Source organism: Gleimia hominis (assembly GCF_002871945.2).
GTDB classification, from domain to species: domain Bacteria; phylum Actinomycetota; class Actinomycetes; order Actinomycetales; family Actinomycetaceae; genus Gleimia; species Gleimia hominis_A.
The window spans coordinates 448,732-463,847 of the sequence record NZ_CP126963.1 but is presented as its reverse complement, the minus strand read 5'-3'; the positions used below and the strand labels follow the sequence as shown (position 1 = coordinate 463,847).

The window sequence follows — 15,116 nt, the reverse complement described above, 5'->3', positions numbered from 1 at the left end:
CTCCTAAAATGCATATACCGGGTACCACTGTAGTTGATACCCGGTATGTGTACTACTTAGCCGCGCCTATTGCTGTGCTTTACGCGACGTGAGTACTTGGTCGATTAAGCCGTAGTCTAGGGCTTGATTTGCCGTGAGGATCTTGTCGCGGTCAATGTCGCGACGAACCTGCTCTGCGGTGCGGCCGGAGTGTTTCGCCAGTGTTTCCTCCAGCCAGGTGCGCATGCGTTCAATCTCTTCGGCAATGATTTCAATATCTGAAGCCTGCCCGCGGGCTCCTTCCATGGCGGGTTGGTGGATCAGAACTCGCGCATTCGGGAGGGCGAGGCGCCGTCCGGGCGTCCCCCCGGCTAACAGGACCGCTGCGGCGGATGCAGCTTGGCCTAGACACACGGTTTGGATCTGCGGTTTGATGTACTGCATCGTGTCGTAGATGGCTGTCATTGCGGTGAATGACCCGCCGGGGCTGTTGATGTACATGGTGATCAACGAGTCCGGGTCTTGGGCTTCCAACACGAGCAGCTGTGCCATGATGTCATCCGCGGAGGCGTCGTCTACCTGCACGCCTAGGAACACGATTCGATCTTCGAACAGTTTGCCGTATGGGTCTTGGCGTTTGAAACCGTAGGCTGTGCGTTCCTCGAACTGCGGAAGGACGTAGCGGGCACTTGGCATTTGCATCTGGTTATTCATTCCTTACTACTCCTACTCGCTCTCGTGGGCACTGCCACCACCGGCCACTGATTTAGCACTCGTGACGATGTGGTCAAAGAACCCGTATTCCAAAGCTTCCTGGGCGGTGAACCAGCGGTCGCGGTCAGCGTCCGCATTGATCTGTTCCAGGGATTTACCCGTGCGTTGCGCGGTGATTTCCGCTAGTTCGCGTTTCATCTTGAGGATGAGGTCCGCGTTGATACGAATGTCCGCGGCCGTGCCACCAACCCCACCGGAAGGTTGGTGCATCAAGATCCGCGCGTGCGGGGTGGCGTACCGTTTCCCAGGGGCGCCGGCGGTGAGCAAGAACTGGCCCATCGAGGCAGCCATGCCCATGGCGACCGTGACGACGTCGGGTTGTATGAACTGCATTGTGTCGTAAATCGCCATTCCGGCGGTTACGGATCCACCCGGGCTGTTGATGTATAGGTAAATGTCTTTGTCGGGGTCTTGCGCTGCCAGGAGGAGCATTTTTGCGCAGATCTCGTTCGCATTGTCGTCGCGAACGTCAGACCCGAGCCAGATGATCCGCTCTTTCAGGAGCCGATCGAAAACCATGTTCTGGCCGCTACGGGGATCTTCAGTTTCAGCCACTGTTATTCCTTCCCGTTCAGATTCTTATTCAAACTGTACCCAGTTTATGGTCTGCGGCGGGGAATATCCCGGTTCAACAAGGCTTTTCGCTTTTGGCGCACACGCGCCGCCCCGCGCAGTATTTCCCACTGCCCTCACCCTCCATCTGTGAACGGTTCCAACTCCAGATATGAACGCTCTTTTATACGCCAAAGGCGGATGAGCCACCCGGCTCACCCGCCTCTGCGCTGCTGTGTGCGCTACGAGTTACTTCTCGTCTGCGCTTTCATCTTCGGATTCCGCCGCCGCGTCCTTCTCATCTTTGTCGGAAGCGTTGTCCGCCGCTTCAGTTTCAGCGGTTTGTGCCGCTTGCTCAGCTGCTTTTTCTTGCTCCTCAAGCGGGTCTTTGGTGAACTCGCTGAGGTCTACCTCGTCGCCGTTCGTGTCTTTAACGGTAACCTTCCCGAGGGTCAGGGCGAGCGCCTTGGTGCGGGTCAGGTCACCCACCAGGGCGGATACCTGCTCCTGGCTCTGCATCAGTTGAGCTGGTTCCAGCCCGTGCATCTGCGCCATCTGCATGATGTACTCGAACACTTCCTGCTGGCCAACACGCACTTCCCGCGCAGCCGCGAGGTCTTGCAGAAGAGCCTGCTCCGACAGTTGCCGCCGGATTTGCTTGCGGCCCTTTGTCTTGTCCGCAGGTTTCGCGTCTTCACCCACCAGTTTCGGTAGTTCTTCTTCCACTACCTGCTTGGGGATTTCAATCTTCGCGCCGTCAATCAGTTTGTCTAGGAGGCGGTCGCGGGCCTGCAGAGCCTGCTCACCCTGTTTGCGTGATTGAGCAGTGTTCTTCAAGTCGTCGCGCAGTTCGTCGATCGTGTCGAATTCGGACACCATCTGAGCGAAATCGTCGTCGGCTTTAGGTAGTTCGCGGGTCTTCATGGCTTTCACCTTGAGGGTCACGTCCGCTTCTTCCCCTTCGTGCTCCCCACCTTTGAGGGTGGTGGTGAAGGTTGTTTCCTCATCGGCTTTCATCCCGGTGAGGGCTTTATCCATACCGTCGAGCATCGATTTGGAACCGATTTCGTAGGACACGTCGGAGACGCTGTCAACTTCTTCGTCCCCGATTTTGGCAACGAGATCCAGGGTTGCGAAGTCACCTTTCTTCGCTTTGCGTTTAATAGTCTTGAGGGTCGCGAACCGGGTTTGCAGCTCTTCCAGTTCTGCGTCCACGTCTTTATCTGTGACCTCGAGGGGGTCGACCTCGATTTCCAACCCGTCTAGAGACGGAATCTCGAACGGGGGGATAACCAGGATTTCCGCGGTGAACTTCAGTTCTCCACCGGGTTTACCGGTGGTGTTTGGGATTTCTTCCACGTCGATTTCTGGTTGCGCTACTGGGCGCAGCTCGTGTTCTTCAACGGCGCCACTGTACAGGCGGGGCATTGCAGCGTTGATGGCCTGTTCGATCACGGTGACGCGTCCGAACCGCTGGTCAATAATCCGCGGGGGAACTTTACCGCGGCGGAACCCAGGTACGTTCACCTGGTTGGAAATCTCTTTGTACGCAGCGTCCATGTCCTTCTTCAGTTCCTCGTAGGGAACTTCGACGCTGACTTTCACCTTCGTCGATTCAAGGTTTTCAACAGTGCTCTTCACGTGCACGCACTCCAGTATCAGATAGACTTATTGGCCTTTCGGCGCCTTACAACGCGTTTATCCTATGTCAATTGCGCGCAAATTTCCTCATGCCCCCACATTTTTGGTGACGCAATTAATACGGCCCCCGGTATTTAATACGTCAACCAGTATTGCGTGGATGATATCCGGCGGCTCCTGGTCGCGGAGTTGGGTTTAAAGCGCTCGGTTTCGCAGTTGAGTTCGGCAGCTCGATTTGAAAGCGCCCGCAAGTAAGTTTCGCTATGCCCGTGGGTAAGCGTTTAGGCTGGAATAAAGGTTACGACTAGCACGCGGGGGTGTAAAAATGAGTTTTGCAGTAGTTACGGGAGCCTCATCTGGGATTGGCCGATCCACTGCCGAGCAGTTGAAGCAGCAGGGTTGGCAGGTTCTCGCTGTGGCGCGGCGTGAAGAACGTTTGCACGAACTGGCGGAACAAATTGGGTGTGAGTATTTCACAGCGGACCTCACTAAAGATGAGGACGTGGCTGCATTAGTGGATTACGCGCACGGTATCGGCCAGGTCGATGCGGTCGCGAACATTGCCGGTGGGGCGATCGGTGTGGATTCGGTTGCGGATGCGCAGGTGGAACGTTGGCAGACGATGTTTGACGTGAACGCCCTCTCTGCCCTCAGGGTTTCTAAAGCCTTCCTCCCCCAGTTGCGCAAGCACGGGGGAACCTTGCTGTTCCTCACTTCCACTGCGGCGCACGGGACGTATCCGGGTGGTGGCGGCTACGTGGCCGCGAAACACGCGGAACGGGCGATCGTCACCACGTTACGTCAAGAGCTTGTAGGCGAGCCGGTTCGGCTGATTGAGATCGCCCCGGGAATGGTGCACACTCCGGAGTTTTCGTTGAATCGTTTGGGTTCGCAAGAAGCTGCTGACGCGGTTTATGAGGGGGTTGAGAAACCGTTAACCGCTGAGGACGTGGCTGAGGCCGTGACGTGGACGCTGAACCTTCCGCCACATTTCAATGTGGACACGATGATTATCCGCCCGGTCGAGCAGGCCACGCACACAGTAACTAAACGCATGGGAAGCAAGTAGCGACCGGTGGTGGTGGTAGCTTCAATTGCATGCCTTCACGTTCTGAGCAGTTCTCCACACGCGTAGTCTTATCACTCGTTGCTGCAGGCTTGTTCGTAGGTTTACTCTCCGGACTTTTCGGGGTCGGCGGTGGCGCGGTAATTGTGCCTGCTCTTGTTTATCTAGGGTTGTCGCAGCGCGAGGCGGCTGCCACAAGCTTGATCGCCATTTTCCCAACTGCACTCACGGGCTGTGTTACGTATGCAACCACCGGGAATATTGATTGGCTCGCTGCGGGCGGATTAACCGTCGGGCTCGTAGCAGGAGTTCAGATCGGAACGTATTTCCTAACTAAATTCTCGGAGCGGTTCTTAAGGTGGGCGTTCGTAGCGTTCCTCGTTTCGATAATTTTGGTGCAGTCCGTGTTTGTCCCCAATCGGGGTGGGAGTATCCGTTTGAGCGCGCTCACCGCACTCGGTTTGGTTGCGCTAGGCGTGGCGTGCGGCTTCCTGTCTGGGATTTTAGGAATCGGTGGGGGCGGCGCTGCAATTCCGGCGCTGTGTTTTATATTCGGTGCCTCCGATCTGGCCGCGCGCGGAATCTCATTAGTCTCAATGATTCCCGGTACCCTCTCGGGCGCTATCGCTAACTTAGCGCGCCGGCAAGCTTATCTAAAGACTGGCTTAATTATCGGTGTTAGCGCGGTTTGCACAGTTCCCGTGGGGGCGAAGCTAGCGTCACTGCTCTCCCCCAGAGCCGACGCGTTACTATTTGCCGCGTGGCAGGGCGTCCTGCTGGTACGCAGCGTTTATGTGGCGCGCCAGGCCAGCAGCACAGATTCGAAAGAAGATACTCGCACGCGTTCGCACTTAAAAACGGATCAGAAAACAAAAGAATCGGGTCGCTCAGAATCAGCGTCCCGATCTGATACATCTAGTCGGGGTGACAGGATTTGAACCTGCGACCTTCCGCTCCCAAAGCGGACGCGCTACCAAGCTGCGCCACACCCCGCGACAGGTGATATCTTACCCATACTGACCCCTGATTTCACAACTCGGGGTTTTTCCGGTAGAGTTTTCACTACCCGATCGGGCAACCGGTCGAACTGCGAGTGTAGTTTAGTGGTAAAACCTCAGCCTTCCAAGCTGATGATGGGAGTTCGATTCTCCTCACTCGCTCCATTCAAATCGTAAAGAGCTAAGTCAATCTGCGCGGTAGTAAAAAGCTGAATCAGCCTGAGAGCAGTTGTTTCTGAAAGAGACGAGGGAACCTCGGGAATTTAAATACTTCCCAAGAAAATCCGCTCACTGATCGTTTAATGCTTATTTAATGACTGATAATGTCTATTTAGTGACTAACCCCGCTGTTGCGAGCGCAAAACTCAACTAATACTCAACGATTTCGCATCTGCATTTAACAAATACGAAACACAATCGGGCTCATTAGGTAACAAATTAGCCGTATTTTCGGATTAAATATGGTTTTCGTCTCTATTCCAGTGGCGAGGACCAACGACCCAAGCTATTGTATTTGCGGGAGCCACCGTTCCGCCAAGCAAAGTAGCCGCATTCAACCTGAGGGACACGCGGACCTCAAGAAAAGCGGTTACCGCTAGGCGAATACGGGCGATGGCTTCTTCCATGCAGAATACATACCGTCAAGGAGTTGCAATGAAGAAGAGCCAAAAGCTATTCGCCGTTCTCGGGTCCGTTGCACTGACCGCACTTGCCGCTTTCCCAGCGAGCGCGGAAACGATCGAGAACACCTATCCGGAAACGCCGCAGACCAACCCGAACCTGCCGATCGTGCACACGACACACGGTTCGGACCACTTAAAGGCCAACGTGCTTAACCCCCGGCCGGTCTGCAACCCCTGGGAAGATCACCGCACCACCATCTACAAGGTGACGGACAAGTTCCTCCCGATCGGAACCATTTCCACGACGAACAGCACGCAGGCAACCATCCCTCTGACACAGGACCTTTCTAAGACCCAGAGCATTTCCATCTCTGTAAACGGCTCAGAGAAAGAAAGCCTAGACATTAACCTTGGCGGCAACGCTTCCGCATCTAAAGACGACAAGACTGCGGGCAGCAACTGGGGTATCGCCTACTCACTCGCTAAAGAAATCGGTGGTTCTGCCTCCTACTCGCTGTCTTGGAACATCGGCCAAACTGTTGGCCCGTACGACGTCCCCGCTGGTTACACCGGCGAAGCCACCTACGGCTTCCGCACCATCGCGATGACCGGCACGCAGCAGTACTGCAAGCCGAACGGCACCTGGTCGAACCCGACCGCGTGGCGCGCCAACGTGCCCGTCAAGAACCAGGTAACCGTAAAGCTCTACAACAACCCTGCTGACTCGCACTAATCGGCACGCACGGACGAAAGATTGAGGGATAACTAAAATGAAAAATTCTTCTCTAAACTAAGCGCCACCGCACTAACTCTACTTGCAACCACCGCTGTCGCGGGCGCCGGTGTTGCCACCGCTGCGGACCAGGCACCAGAACCTGCTCCCGCCCAGCAGGCTGCGCTGGACCTCGCGCCGAACCTGCAGGTTTCAAGCGCTAAAGCTCCCGGTTACGCCGGCCTAGTTGCAGTGCACGTAAAGAACGTAGGCACCGACCGCTACTACGGCGAGTTCCCCATCGTCAGCTTCCGCATTGACGTCAAAACCGCTTCTGGCCCCAAGGGTGTAGACCGACTCATTACCCCGGGCTGGTTCAACGGCGCATACACGCGCGACCTTGGGTTCAACGAGAAAACCTCCACGCGCTCATTCCTCGTCACCCTCTCCAACCCGATTAAGAAGGGTGAGGACCAGCTGATCGCGAACCTCGACTTCGGTGATGGACTCACCAAAGAAGGACGCATCGTTAACTACATCACCGTCACGCAGGAAGGCCGCCTGGAAGGCGACACCTCCACCAGCAACGACCAGAATGTGGATTCACGCACCGCAACGGTTTCGGACAGCGGGAAGAAACTACCCGGACTGTTCTAACACTGCTTTTGCGCACCAGGGGCTTGGTTGGGCACGGGGTGAATAACTAGTTCACCTGCACGGGCATCAACCAAGCCCCTGTTCAATACCATTTCTGGCTGTAGAATGGCTCACATGACTAAAGACCCTTCATACCTTAAAGACCCCGCAGTCCTGGACGAGTCCATTTCACCGCGAGAAGATTTCTTCCGCCACGCAAACGGACAGTGGCTCACCCACCACGAGATTCCTGCAGACCGACCAGCGGACGGGGAGTTTTACCGCCTCCGCGACGAAGCGGAAGCCGCAGTTCGGGAAATAATCGAGGCACTCGATTCCTCGTCAGAAAACCAGGACGAAGCGAAAATGGCACGCCTCTACGCGCAGTTCATGGATACCGACAGCATCGAGACAGCGGGCACGGAACCGCTCAGACCGGACCTCAAGCTAATAGAACAAGCGCAAGACAAGAAAGAACTGGCCAACACCATGGGCCGGTTAAACCGCACGGGCGTGAATGGGTTGATCGGCCTGTACGTGGAATCGGACCTGAACGACCCGACCATGAACATTCCCTACCTGACACAGGCGGGAATCGGACTGCCTGACGAAGCGTACTACCGCGAAGACCAATACGGCCCCATCCGCGACGCCTACGTAGAACTAAACGACCGCCTTGCGCAGCTGGCGGGGCTCAGCGACAGCGACTTTGCAACGAATATCCTTAAATTCGAAACCCAAGTGGCTAAACACCACTGGGACAACGTCACCTGCCGCGACGCGCAAAAAACAAACAACCCAACCACGTGGGCCAAAATCAAGAGCGACTACCCGCAATTCCCGTGGCAGGAATGGCTCGCTGGGGTGGGATTCGAACCAGCTGACGACGGCGTTGTGAACGTGGGGCAACCCCCGTTTTTAGAGGCAGTCGCGAAGCTTTGGGAAGAAGAGGAACTGGCCGCTTTGAAGCGGTGGTTAACTGCGGCGGTACTATCCGCGCGCGCAGCCTTCCTACCCGAAGATTTCGTTGAGGCCGCATTCGCATTCAAACAGGCCCTGACGGGCGCGCAGGAACAGCGGCCACGTTGGAAACGCGGTGTGAGCCTGGTGGAAGCATCCATGGGGGAAGCCCTTGGACAACTCTACGTAGCGCAGCACTTTCCACCGGAGCACAAGCAGAAAATGCTGGAGCTAGTGGACACTCTGATTGAGGCTTACCGCGATTCAATCACGAACCTAACGTGGATGGGAGAGGAAACAAAGGCGCGGGCACTCGACAAGCTCGAGGCGTTCACCCCAAAAATTGGGTACCCCGACAAGTGGCGCAGCTACGAGAAACTAGCTGTAGGCCAAACACTGTTAGAAACTGTGCGTAACACCGCGGCGTTCGACACGGACTACGATCTAGAAAAGGTGGGGAAACCCGTAGATCCGGCGCAGTGGTTCATGACCCCGCAAACCGTTAATGCCTACTACCACCCGCTGCGTAACGAAATCGTGTTCCCAGCCGCTATTTTACAACCCCCGTTCTTTGACCCCGACGTGCCGGACGCCGTGAACTACGGTGGGATCGGCGCTGTGATTGGCCACGAGATTGGGCATGGGTTTGACGACCAGGGTTCCCAATACGACGGGCAGGGTAAGCTCAACAACTGGTGGACCGACCGGGACCGCGCGGAGTTTGAAACCCGCACAAAAGCTCTGATTGAGCAGTACAACCAGTACTCCCCCGCCCAGCTGGATGACTCCCACCGCGTGAACGGCGCGTTCACTATCGGAGAGAACATCGGCGATTTAGGGGGCGCATCAATCGCGTGGAAGGCATATTTGATTGAACTGGACCAACGCGGGGCATCACTGGAGGATGAGAAGCGAGCACAAATGAGCGCGCCCGAACAATTCTTTTACTCTTGGGCGCGTATTTGGCGGGCGAAAACACGCGACGAAATGGCTATCCAACTGTTGGCAATTGATCCGCATTCACCGTCAGAGTTCAGGTGCAACGGGGTACTTTCGAACCTCGACCTGTTCTACGAAACTTTCGGGGTCGAAGCCGGTGACGCCATGTGGATAGATCCCAGCAAACGTGTCACCATTTGGTGAAACGTGGCAGACTAGTAGTAATTAGACTGGCATCCCACTCAACGCGGACCTAGGAGGTTATAGTGCCGGGTCAGAATCTAACGAAAGAAGAAGCAGCGGCTCGTTCACGCGCCGTCACCGTTTATGATTACGATATTCACCTGGATTTAACGGGTGACGATAAGACGTTCCAGTCTACGTCTACCGTCCAGTTCGATATCGCGGGTGCGGATGAGACGTTTTTGGATTTGATTGCCGATGAGGTCACCGAGCTCACGGTAAACGGTGAGGCCCGGCCCGTGGATAGTTTTTCGGATTCACGCGTGCACCTAACTGGTCTGAAGGATAAGAATACGGTCACCATTCAAGCCACCTGTCGGTACATGCATACCGGGGAGGGGTTGCACCGCTTCACAGATCCGGCGGATGGGTTGGATTACTGCTATTCCCAGTTTGAGGTCCCCGATTCTCGGCGGGTATTCGCAGTGTTTGAACAGCCAGACATGAAGGCGCAGTTCACGTTCCACGTGCGTACGCCCTCGGAGTGGGTGGTGTTCTCTAACTCCCCCACGCCAACGCCCCGGGAGGAAAACGGGAGTAAGGTGTGGGATTTCTCGGCATCCGAGCAGATTTCCAGTTACATCACTGCGATCGTGGCGGGCCCATACGTGGGCAAGACCGGCACACTGACAAGTGCGGACGGGCGCACCATCGACCTTGGAGTGTATTGCCGCCAGTCACTGCTGGAACATTTGGACGCCGAGTGGGTCATGGATGTGACTCGCGCTGGATTCAAATTCTTTGAACGCGAATACGGGCGCGCGTACCCGTTCCGCAAGTACGATCAGATTTTTGTGCCAGAATACAACGCGGGCGCCATGGAGAATGCGGGTTGCGTGACGTTCCGGGACGAGTACGTGTACCGGTCTAAACCCACGGCCGCGCAGTTGGAGAACCTGGCGAACACGGTACTGCATGAGTTGGCGCACATGTGGTTCGGTGACTTGGTGACCATGCAGTGGTGGAACGACCTGTGGCTAAACGAGTCGTTCGCCGAGTTCATGTCGCACCTGTGCCTAGCGGAAGGCACGGAGCAGTGGCAGGATGCGTGGACAGGGTTCATGGCCCGCAAGGATTGGGGTTTGACCCAAGACCAGTTGCCTTCCACCCACCCGATTGTCGCGCCTATCCGCGACCTGGAGGATGTAGAAGTTAACTTCGACGGCATCACGTACGCTAAAGGGGCTGCGGTGTTGCGTCAGCTCGTGTCTTACGTGGGGCGCGACCAGTTTTTCGAGGGCTTGCGGGCCTACATCGCGGAGCACGCGTGGAAGAATACGACGCTGCCGGACCTCATGGGCAAGCTAGAAGCGGCATCTGGGCGCGACTTGCGGGGGTGGGCGAAAGTCTGGTTAGAAGAAGCGGGGGTGACCTTGCTCAGTCCGGTCGTGGAAACGAGTGAGGCCGGGAAGATTGTGCGCCTCGCGGTCAAACAAGAACCATTCACGCCCGGTTCCTCGCTTCGGCCCCACCGGTTAGCGGTCGCGGGTTATTCCCTTGTTGATGGGCAGGTACAGCAGGTTTTCCACGAGGAACTTGATGTTGAAGGCGACGAAACCCCGGTGGAATCCGCAGTTGGTTTACCGCGTCCGGATCTGATCTTGGTCAATGACGGGGATTTGGCGTACGCGAAGATTCGCCTTGACGAGCAGTCCCTGGCGTTCGCAACCGAACACATTGCGCAGTTCCCTTCATCGTTGACGCGCGGCGTGGTTCTCGCATCCGCGTGGGATATGGTTCGGGATGCGCAAATGCCAGCCCGCCAGTACATTGACATGGCTTTGTCCGCCCTGACCGGTGAGGATTCCATGATGATCCTCAACCTGTTGTTACGTCATATTAATACCGCAGTTTCCCTTTACCTCCCCACTGATGAACGTGAGGAAGTGGCAAACGCTGTGGCGCAACGCTTACTGTTACTGGCGCGTTCCGCAGCTGCAGGTACGGACGCACAGCGGTTGCTGACCGCTGCCGCGGCAGCGCGGGCAACGAAAGAGCAGGCTGGCGATATTGAAAACCTCCGCACTGGAAAAGCCACGTTGGTTGGGCTTCCCACCGATGCGGACATGCGGTGGACACTGCTGCTGAGCTCGGTGCGCAATGGGGTCGCAGGAGAAACCCAGATTGCGCAGATGACCAGCACGGACCAGACTCTCACCGGCGCGCAGAAAGCTGCGCAAGCCCGCGCGTCTGTGGCCGAGCAGGGAGTGAAAGACAAGGCGTTTAAGGACGTGGTATTTGACCGCGACTTGTCGAATGATATGCGCATCGCGCTTGGACGCGGATACTGGGCGAATGCGATCGCTGCTCCGGAGCTTTACCGCGCCCACGTACCTCAGTATTTCGACGCGCTACGTGAAGTATGGGAACTGAACACAAACCACACGGCACAAGACATTGTGCTCCTAGGGTTCCCCACGATGCTTGCGGGCCGGTTGGCGGACTTGGACGTGGTGAAAGCAGGTTACGACTGGTTGGATGCGAATGAGGATGCGCCCGCGGGGTTGCGTCGCCTGGTGAGTGAAGAAACTGCGGAGGCGGAACGCGCAGTGAAAGCCCAGCTGTGCCGGTAGGTCGCTATGGGTGGTTGAAGGCGCGCCTTCAACCACCCGTGGTTAATCCCACGTTCGCGGTAACCTAGTAGTAGTAACGTTATTTCGGTCAAGGAGTCACTATGGGTGCAGCATATGAACAATCCGCGAAAGCAATCGTTGAGGGGTTGGGGGGCGTCGATAATATCGCCTCACTGCAAGCGTGTATCACGCGCATACGTGCCCGAGTGAACGACGTGGACCGTGTTAATGACGAGACCTTGAAGGCTGCCGGTGCGTTTGGGGTTGTGAAAGTTGGGCCTGCTGTCCAGATTGTGGTGGGGCCAGACGCGGATGATATTGCGGCAAGCGCGGCACCGTTACTGAAATGATAGACATCTACTCTCCCCTGTCCGGAACTACGATCGCGCTGAAAGACGTTGAGGATCCGGTTCTGGCAGGTGGGATTGTAGGCGCTGGCTGCGCGGTTCGCCCCGTAGAAACGCGTATGCACGAGGTGTGCGCACCGGTTTCAGGGAAACTGTTGAAAGTGCATCCGCATGCGTTCATTATTTTTACCGCCGCTGGGGTTGGCGTGTTATGCCACTTGGGGATTGACACGGTTAAGCTGCGCGGCGAGGGATTTGAAGTGCTGCGCACGGAAGGTGATGTGGTTGAAGCTGGGGATGCGGTGATCCGTTGGGACAGTTCTGTTGCAAAAGCCCATCACCTATCCACGTCCGTGTCCGTGATTGCCTGTGACCTACCTGAATCAATGATTCAGATGAGCAGCACGATCGGCACTGAGATCCAAAGCCGCGACCTGCTGTTCCAGCTCCAAAACGGCGAATCCGCGTAACCGCGACGCCCCCTGGTGTGCAGCTGCTGGCCGGCAGTTACCTGCGCTAGCCAGCATTCGAAGATCCGCGCCTCAGCGGCTCACCCCGCGGTTCATGAGCGAACAAAGGTCGTCAACGGGCCAGGCTAGGAGCCGTTCCAAAGTTACTTCTCGTCCCTTCGCGTCCGCGAGCGGCACGCACCAGTTCGGGTACTGCCGGTGAGTGCCCGGCAGGTTCTGCGGTTGCGTATCTGCCACGATGTCTACGGTGGACACAGCCAGTAAATGAGCGGGGGTGCGCGTAATATACGCGTAGAGCGCGTTGATTACTGCGGTTTCGTTTCCGCGCTCCTCTTCACTTAGCAAACCGTACTCCACCAGGCGGTTTACCATAGCTAAACGTTCCTCGTCGTCGTGCGCACGCACGTGTTCAAGCGGTTCCACCAGCAAACCGAGCTCGTGACGCAAATCAGTTTGCACCCCCCTCAGGTAACCGGCGGTGGGTGGGAGGTCGTGTGTGTTCACGGCTACTAGGGCGCGTTCTCGATAGTGGTCGGCGTGGAGCGGGGTGTCATCATCTTCTTTTTCGAACCACAAGATTGAGGTTCCGAAGATTCCGCGCTCATTTAAGTAACCGCGCACCCACGGTTCCACTGTTCCCAAGTCTTCCCCAATGATCACAGCGCCGGCGCGTTGTGCCTCAAGCAAAAGCACACCCACCATTGCTTCGTGATCGTATTGCACGTAAGTGCCGTGGTGGGCGTCCATTCCCGTGGGAATCCACCAGAGGCGGAACAGGCCAAGAATGTGGTCGATCCGCACGGCCCCACCGTGCGATAAGGTGGCCCGAATCATGTCGCGCAGTGGTGCGTAGCCGCGTTTGGCGAGCACGCGTGGGTTCCACGGTGGTTGGGACCAGTCTTGCCCCTGTTGGGAATACATGTCCGGGGGTGCGCCTACAGTCATGCCGCTGGCGTACACTGCTGGGTCTGCCCACACGTCTGCGCCCAGTGGGTGTACGCCCACCGCGAGGTCCGCCATCAGACCGATGCGCATCCCCGCGCGGCGCATGCGCGTTTGCGCATTCGTGAGCTGTTCGTTCAGCACCCATTGCAGCCACATGAAATAGCGGATCTGGGGTTCGTGTTCACGCGCATACTGTTGGCTTACCGCGGTGTTTGCTGAGTGGTATTTTTCGGGTAGTTCGATTCCACCGAATTCGGATACGAGGGCGCACCAGAGCGCGAAGTTTCGCAGCGGTGTCCCACCTGCAGCGATGAAGGCGTCGAACTGTTGCTGCCGTTCACTGCTGAGGGGGTGGCGGTAGATGACGCGCAGCGCCGCATCCTTTGTGGACCACACTTGGTCGCGGTTGATCAGCCCAACGGAGTCCGAGTCGTCCACGAGTGACGCCCGGTGATGTTGTTCAACATCGAGCTTCTCCATGGGGGACAAAGAGTCGTACTCGGGGATTGACTGGGGGTGAATATAGATGGGGTCGTTGAACCGCCGTGAAGTCGGTAGGTAGGGCGACGGTTCGATGGGGAGCACGGGCGCACCAGAGTGGAGCGGATTTATGAGGTGGAAGTCTGCTCCTTTCTGTGCAAAATGTTCGGAAAGTTCGGTTAGAACTGCGGTGTCACCCATCCCCCACGATTGTTTCGCTCGGATTGAGTAAAGTTGCGACGACAGACCCCAGTAGCGCGCGTTGTCTTCAAACAGTTCGCTTTGCAAACTGGGCGGCACCGCAATTAGGTGGGCGTTTATTACTTGCCCGTCTTCCCGGTGGGCCCGGAGTGTGTGGTAGCCCAGTGGCAGCCATTGTTCTAACGCAAATCCGGCGCGCCCGGTGAGGACTCCGTCAACTTCTCTTGGCGGTTCCCAGTTTTCAATTTGAGGCACTGGGTGCACGGTACCGTCTTCCAACTCGACCTCAACGGTAACTGCGGAACCGTCGGGTACGTGTACGCGTAGCTCCTGCCAATCCCCTTGGCGTTTGACTGTGCACACTGGCAAAGTGTGACGCCATTCGTCTTGTTCGTGAGCTGTTAGGAGCGCGTCTATGTCTTGACTCGAGGGCATGTCCGGGAGGTTCTCCCCCAGCGATTGCAGTACTTTCACGAGCGATAGTGGGTGCACGTCTTTTAGTTGACCGTGCCAGCTCCAGAACTTTGTGGATACCCCTAATCGGTTGGCTAGTTCGCTTAGATTCTCGGGAAATAGGTCGGGGGGAGGCAGATGGGTCATCGTTACTCCATTGCTAACTGGTTGGGAACTACTCGCGGTGGTTCTTATTCTATGGGAAGCAGCCGCGATTGCGGTTTTTGTTTATTCTTTGAGCGCTTCTGGGTTTGAGGATTCCCACGCTTCCCGCATGCGTTTCGCCGTCACGTCCGCGTCCGGCCCGGTCACTATCTGCACGTAGGAGCCTGATTGCACGACTGCGAGAGGGTTGAGGTTGCGAATCGCCTGTTCGTCTACTTTATGCGGGTCTTTAACCTGCACGCGGATGCGTAGAGAACACGGTTCAACTTCTGCTATGTTGCCCCAATCGCCCAGTGCGGTGACTAATTGGTGTGGATCAAGGACTCCCATCAACACTCCCTTCATTGTGACCCTTATCG

Annotated in this window: 13 protein-coding genes and 2 tRNA genes; 9 read left to right on the top strand and 6 right to left on the bottom strand. The window is 56.7% G+C overall.

Features of this window, described 5'->3' with window-relative positions:
- Positions 1–66: 66 nt before the first annotated feature.
- From CJ187_RS02135 to tig, 3 genes are all read right to left on the bottom strand, one after another.
- Positions 67–693, bottom strand: coding sequence for an ATP-dependent Clp protease proteolytic subunit (locus CJ187_RS02135; protein WP_102215961.1), 627 nt, complete (start codon positions 691–693; stop codon positions 67–69).
- Positions 694–705: 12 nt separating this feature from the next.
- On the bottom strand, positions 706–1,308 hold the full coding sequence (locus tag CJ187_RS02130) for an ATP-dependent Clp protease proteolytic subunit (RefSeq protein WP_269843562.1): 603 nt from the start codon (positions 1,306–1,308) through the stop codon (positions 706–708).
- 246 nt (positions 1,309–1,554) lie between these two features.
- Positions 1,555–2,946: a trigger factor gene (tig, locus tag CJ187_RS02125; protein WP_102216554.1), complete on the bottom strand. Its 1,392-nt coding sequence runs from the start codon at positions 2,944–2,946 to the stop codon at positions 1,555–1,557.
- Positions 2,947–3,271: 325 nt separating this feature from the next.
- Between tig and CJ187_RS02120 the strand changes: the two genes are divergently transcribed.
- Together CJ187_RS02120 and CJ187_RS02115 are read left to right on the top strand one after the other, a co-directional pair.
- Positions 3,272–4,015, top strand: a complete 744-nt coding sequence (locus tag CJ187_RS02120; protein ID WP_102215962.1) for an SDR family oxidoreductase — start codon at positions 3,272–3,274, stop codon at positions 4,013–4,015.
- Between the two features lie 29 nt (positions 4,016–4,044).
- Positions 4,045–4,950 (top strand): sulfite exporter TauE/SafE family protein, encoded by a 906-nt coding sequence (locus CJ187_RS02115; protein ID WP_102215963.1) that lies wholly within the window; start codon positions 4,045–4,047, stop codon positions 4,948–4,950.
- On the opposite strand, the gene CJ187_RS02110 is transcribed toward CJ187_RS02115, so the two are convergent.
- Positions 4,932–5,005: transfer RNA gene (locus CJ187_RS02110), tRNA-Pro, on the bottom strand. The genes CJ187_RS02115 and CJ187_RS02110 overlap by 19 nt on opposite strands.
- A gap of 96 nt (positions 5,006–5,101) precedes the next feature.
- On the opposite strand from CJ187_RS02110, the gene CJ187_RS02105 reads away from it, so the two are divergent.
- The 7 genes from CJ187_RS02105 to CJ187_RS02075 all read left to right on the top strand — a co-directional run bounded on the left by CJ187_RS02105 (position 5,102) and on the right by CJ187_RS02075 (position 12,513).
- Positions 5,102–5,175 (top strand) — tRNA-Gly (locus CJ187_RS02105).
- Positions 5,176–5,664: 489 nt separating this feature from the next.
- Complete coding sequence (locus CJ187_RS02100; RefSeq protein WP_102216555.1) at positions 5,665–6,366, top strand: hypothetical protein; 702 nt, start codon at positions 5,665–5,667, stop codon at positions 6,364–6,366.
- Between the two features lie 231 nt (positions 6,367–6,597).
- Positions 6,598–7,002: a hypothetical protein gene (locus CJ187_RS02095; RefSeq protein ID WP_284667793.1), complete on the top strand. Its 405-nt coding sequence runs from the start codon at positions 6,598–6,600 to the stop codon at positions 7,000–7,002.
- 105 nt (positions 7,003–7,107) lie between these two features.
- Positions 7,108–9,084 (top strand): M13 family metallopeptidase, encoded by a 1,977-nt coding sequence (locus CJ187_RS02090; RefSeq protein WP_434737334.1) that lies wholly within the window; start codon positions 7,108–7,110, stop codon positions 9,082–9,084.
- A gap of 62 nt (positions 9,085–9,146) precedes the next feature.
- Positions 9,147–11,696: an aminopeptidase N gene (pepN, locus tag CJ187_RS02085; protein WP_102215966.1), complete on the top strand. Its 2,550-nt coding sequence runs from the start codon at positions 9,147–9,149 to the stop codon at positions 11,694–11,696.
- A 101-nt stretch (positions 11,697–11,797) separates the two neighbouring features.
- A complete protein-coding gene (locus CJ187_RS02080) occupies positions 11,798–12,046 on the top strand; it encodes a glucose PTS transporter subunit EIIB (RefSeq protein ID WP_102215967.1) in 249 nt (82 codons plus the stop codon).
- Entirely contained in the window at positions 12,043–12,513 is a 471-nt protein-coding gene (locus CJ187_RS02075) for a PTS sugar transporter subunit IIA (protein ID WP_102215968.1), read from the top strand. The genes CJ187_RS02080 and CJ187_RS02075 overlap by 4 nt, the downstream gene beginning before the upstream one ends.
- A 72-nt stretch (positions 12,514–12,585) precedes the next feature.
- Here CJ187_RS02075 and malQ read toward each other — a convergent pair whose 3' ends face one another.
- Positions 12,586–14,739, bottom strand: coding sequence for a 4-alpha-glucanotransferase (gene malQ / locus CJ187_RS02070; RefSeq protein ID WP_284667791.1), 2,154 nt, complete (start codon positions 14,737–14,739; stop codon positions 12,586–12,588).
- Between the two features lie 81 nt (positions 14,740–14,820).
- Positions 14,821–15,087: a PTS transporter subunit EIIB gene (locus CJ187_RS02065; protein WP_102215970.1), complete on the bottom strand. Its 267-nt coding sequence runs from the start codon at positions 15,085–15,087 to the stop codon at positions 14,821–14,823.
- Positions 15,088–15,116: the final 29 nt, after the last annotated feature.

Coding starts and splice junctions, on each gene's coding strand:
- CJ187_RS02135 (WP_102215961.1), bottom strand. CDS start 693: ATGAATAACCAGATGCAAATGCCAAGTGCCCGCTACGTCCTTCCGCAG.
- CJ187_RS02120 (WP_102215962.1), top strand. CDS start 3,272: ATGAGTTTTGCAGTAGTTACGGGAGCCTCATCTGGGATTGGCCGATCC.
- CJ187_RS02115 (WP_102215963.1), top strand. CDS start 4,045: ATGCCTTCACGTTCTGAGCAGTTCTCCACACGCGTAGTCTTATCACTC.
- CJ187_RS02100 (WP_102216555.1), top strand. CDS start 5,665: ATGAAGAAGAGCCAAAAGCTATTCGCCGTTCTCGGGTCCGTTGCACTG.
- CJ187_RS02090 (WP_434737334.1), top strand. CDS start 7,108: ATGGCTCACATGACTAAAGACCCTTCATACCTTAAAGACCCCGCAGTC.
- CJ187_RS02080 (WP_102215967.1), top strand. CDS start 11,798: ATGGGTGCAGCATATGAACAATCCGCGAAAGCAATCGTTGAGGGGTTG.
- CJ187_RS02075 (WP_102215968.1), top strand. CDS start 12,043: ATGATAGACATCTACTCTCCCCTGTCCGGAACTACGATCGCGCTGAAA.
- malQ (WP_284667791.1), bottom strand. CDS start 14,739: ATGACCCATCTGCCTCCCCCCGACCTATTTCCCGAGAATCTAAGCGAA.
- CJ187_RS02065 (WP_102215970.1), bottom strand. CDS start 15,087: ATGGGAGTCCTTGATCCACACCAATTAGTCACCGCACTGGGCGATTGG.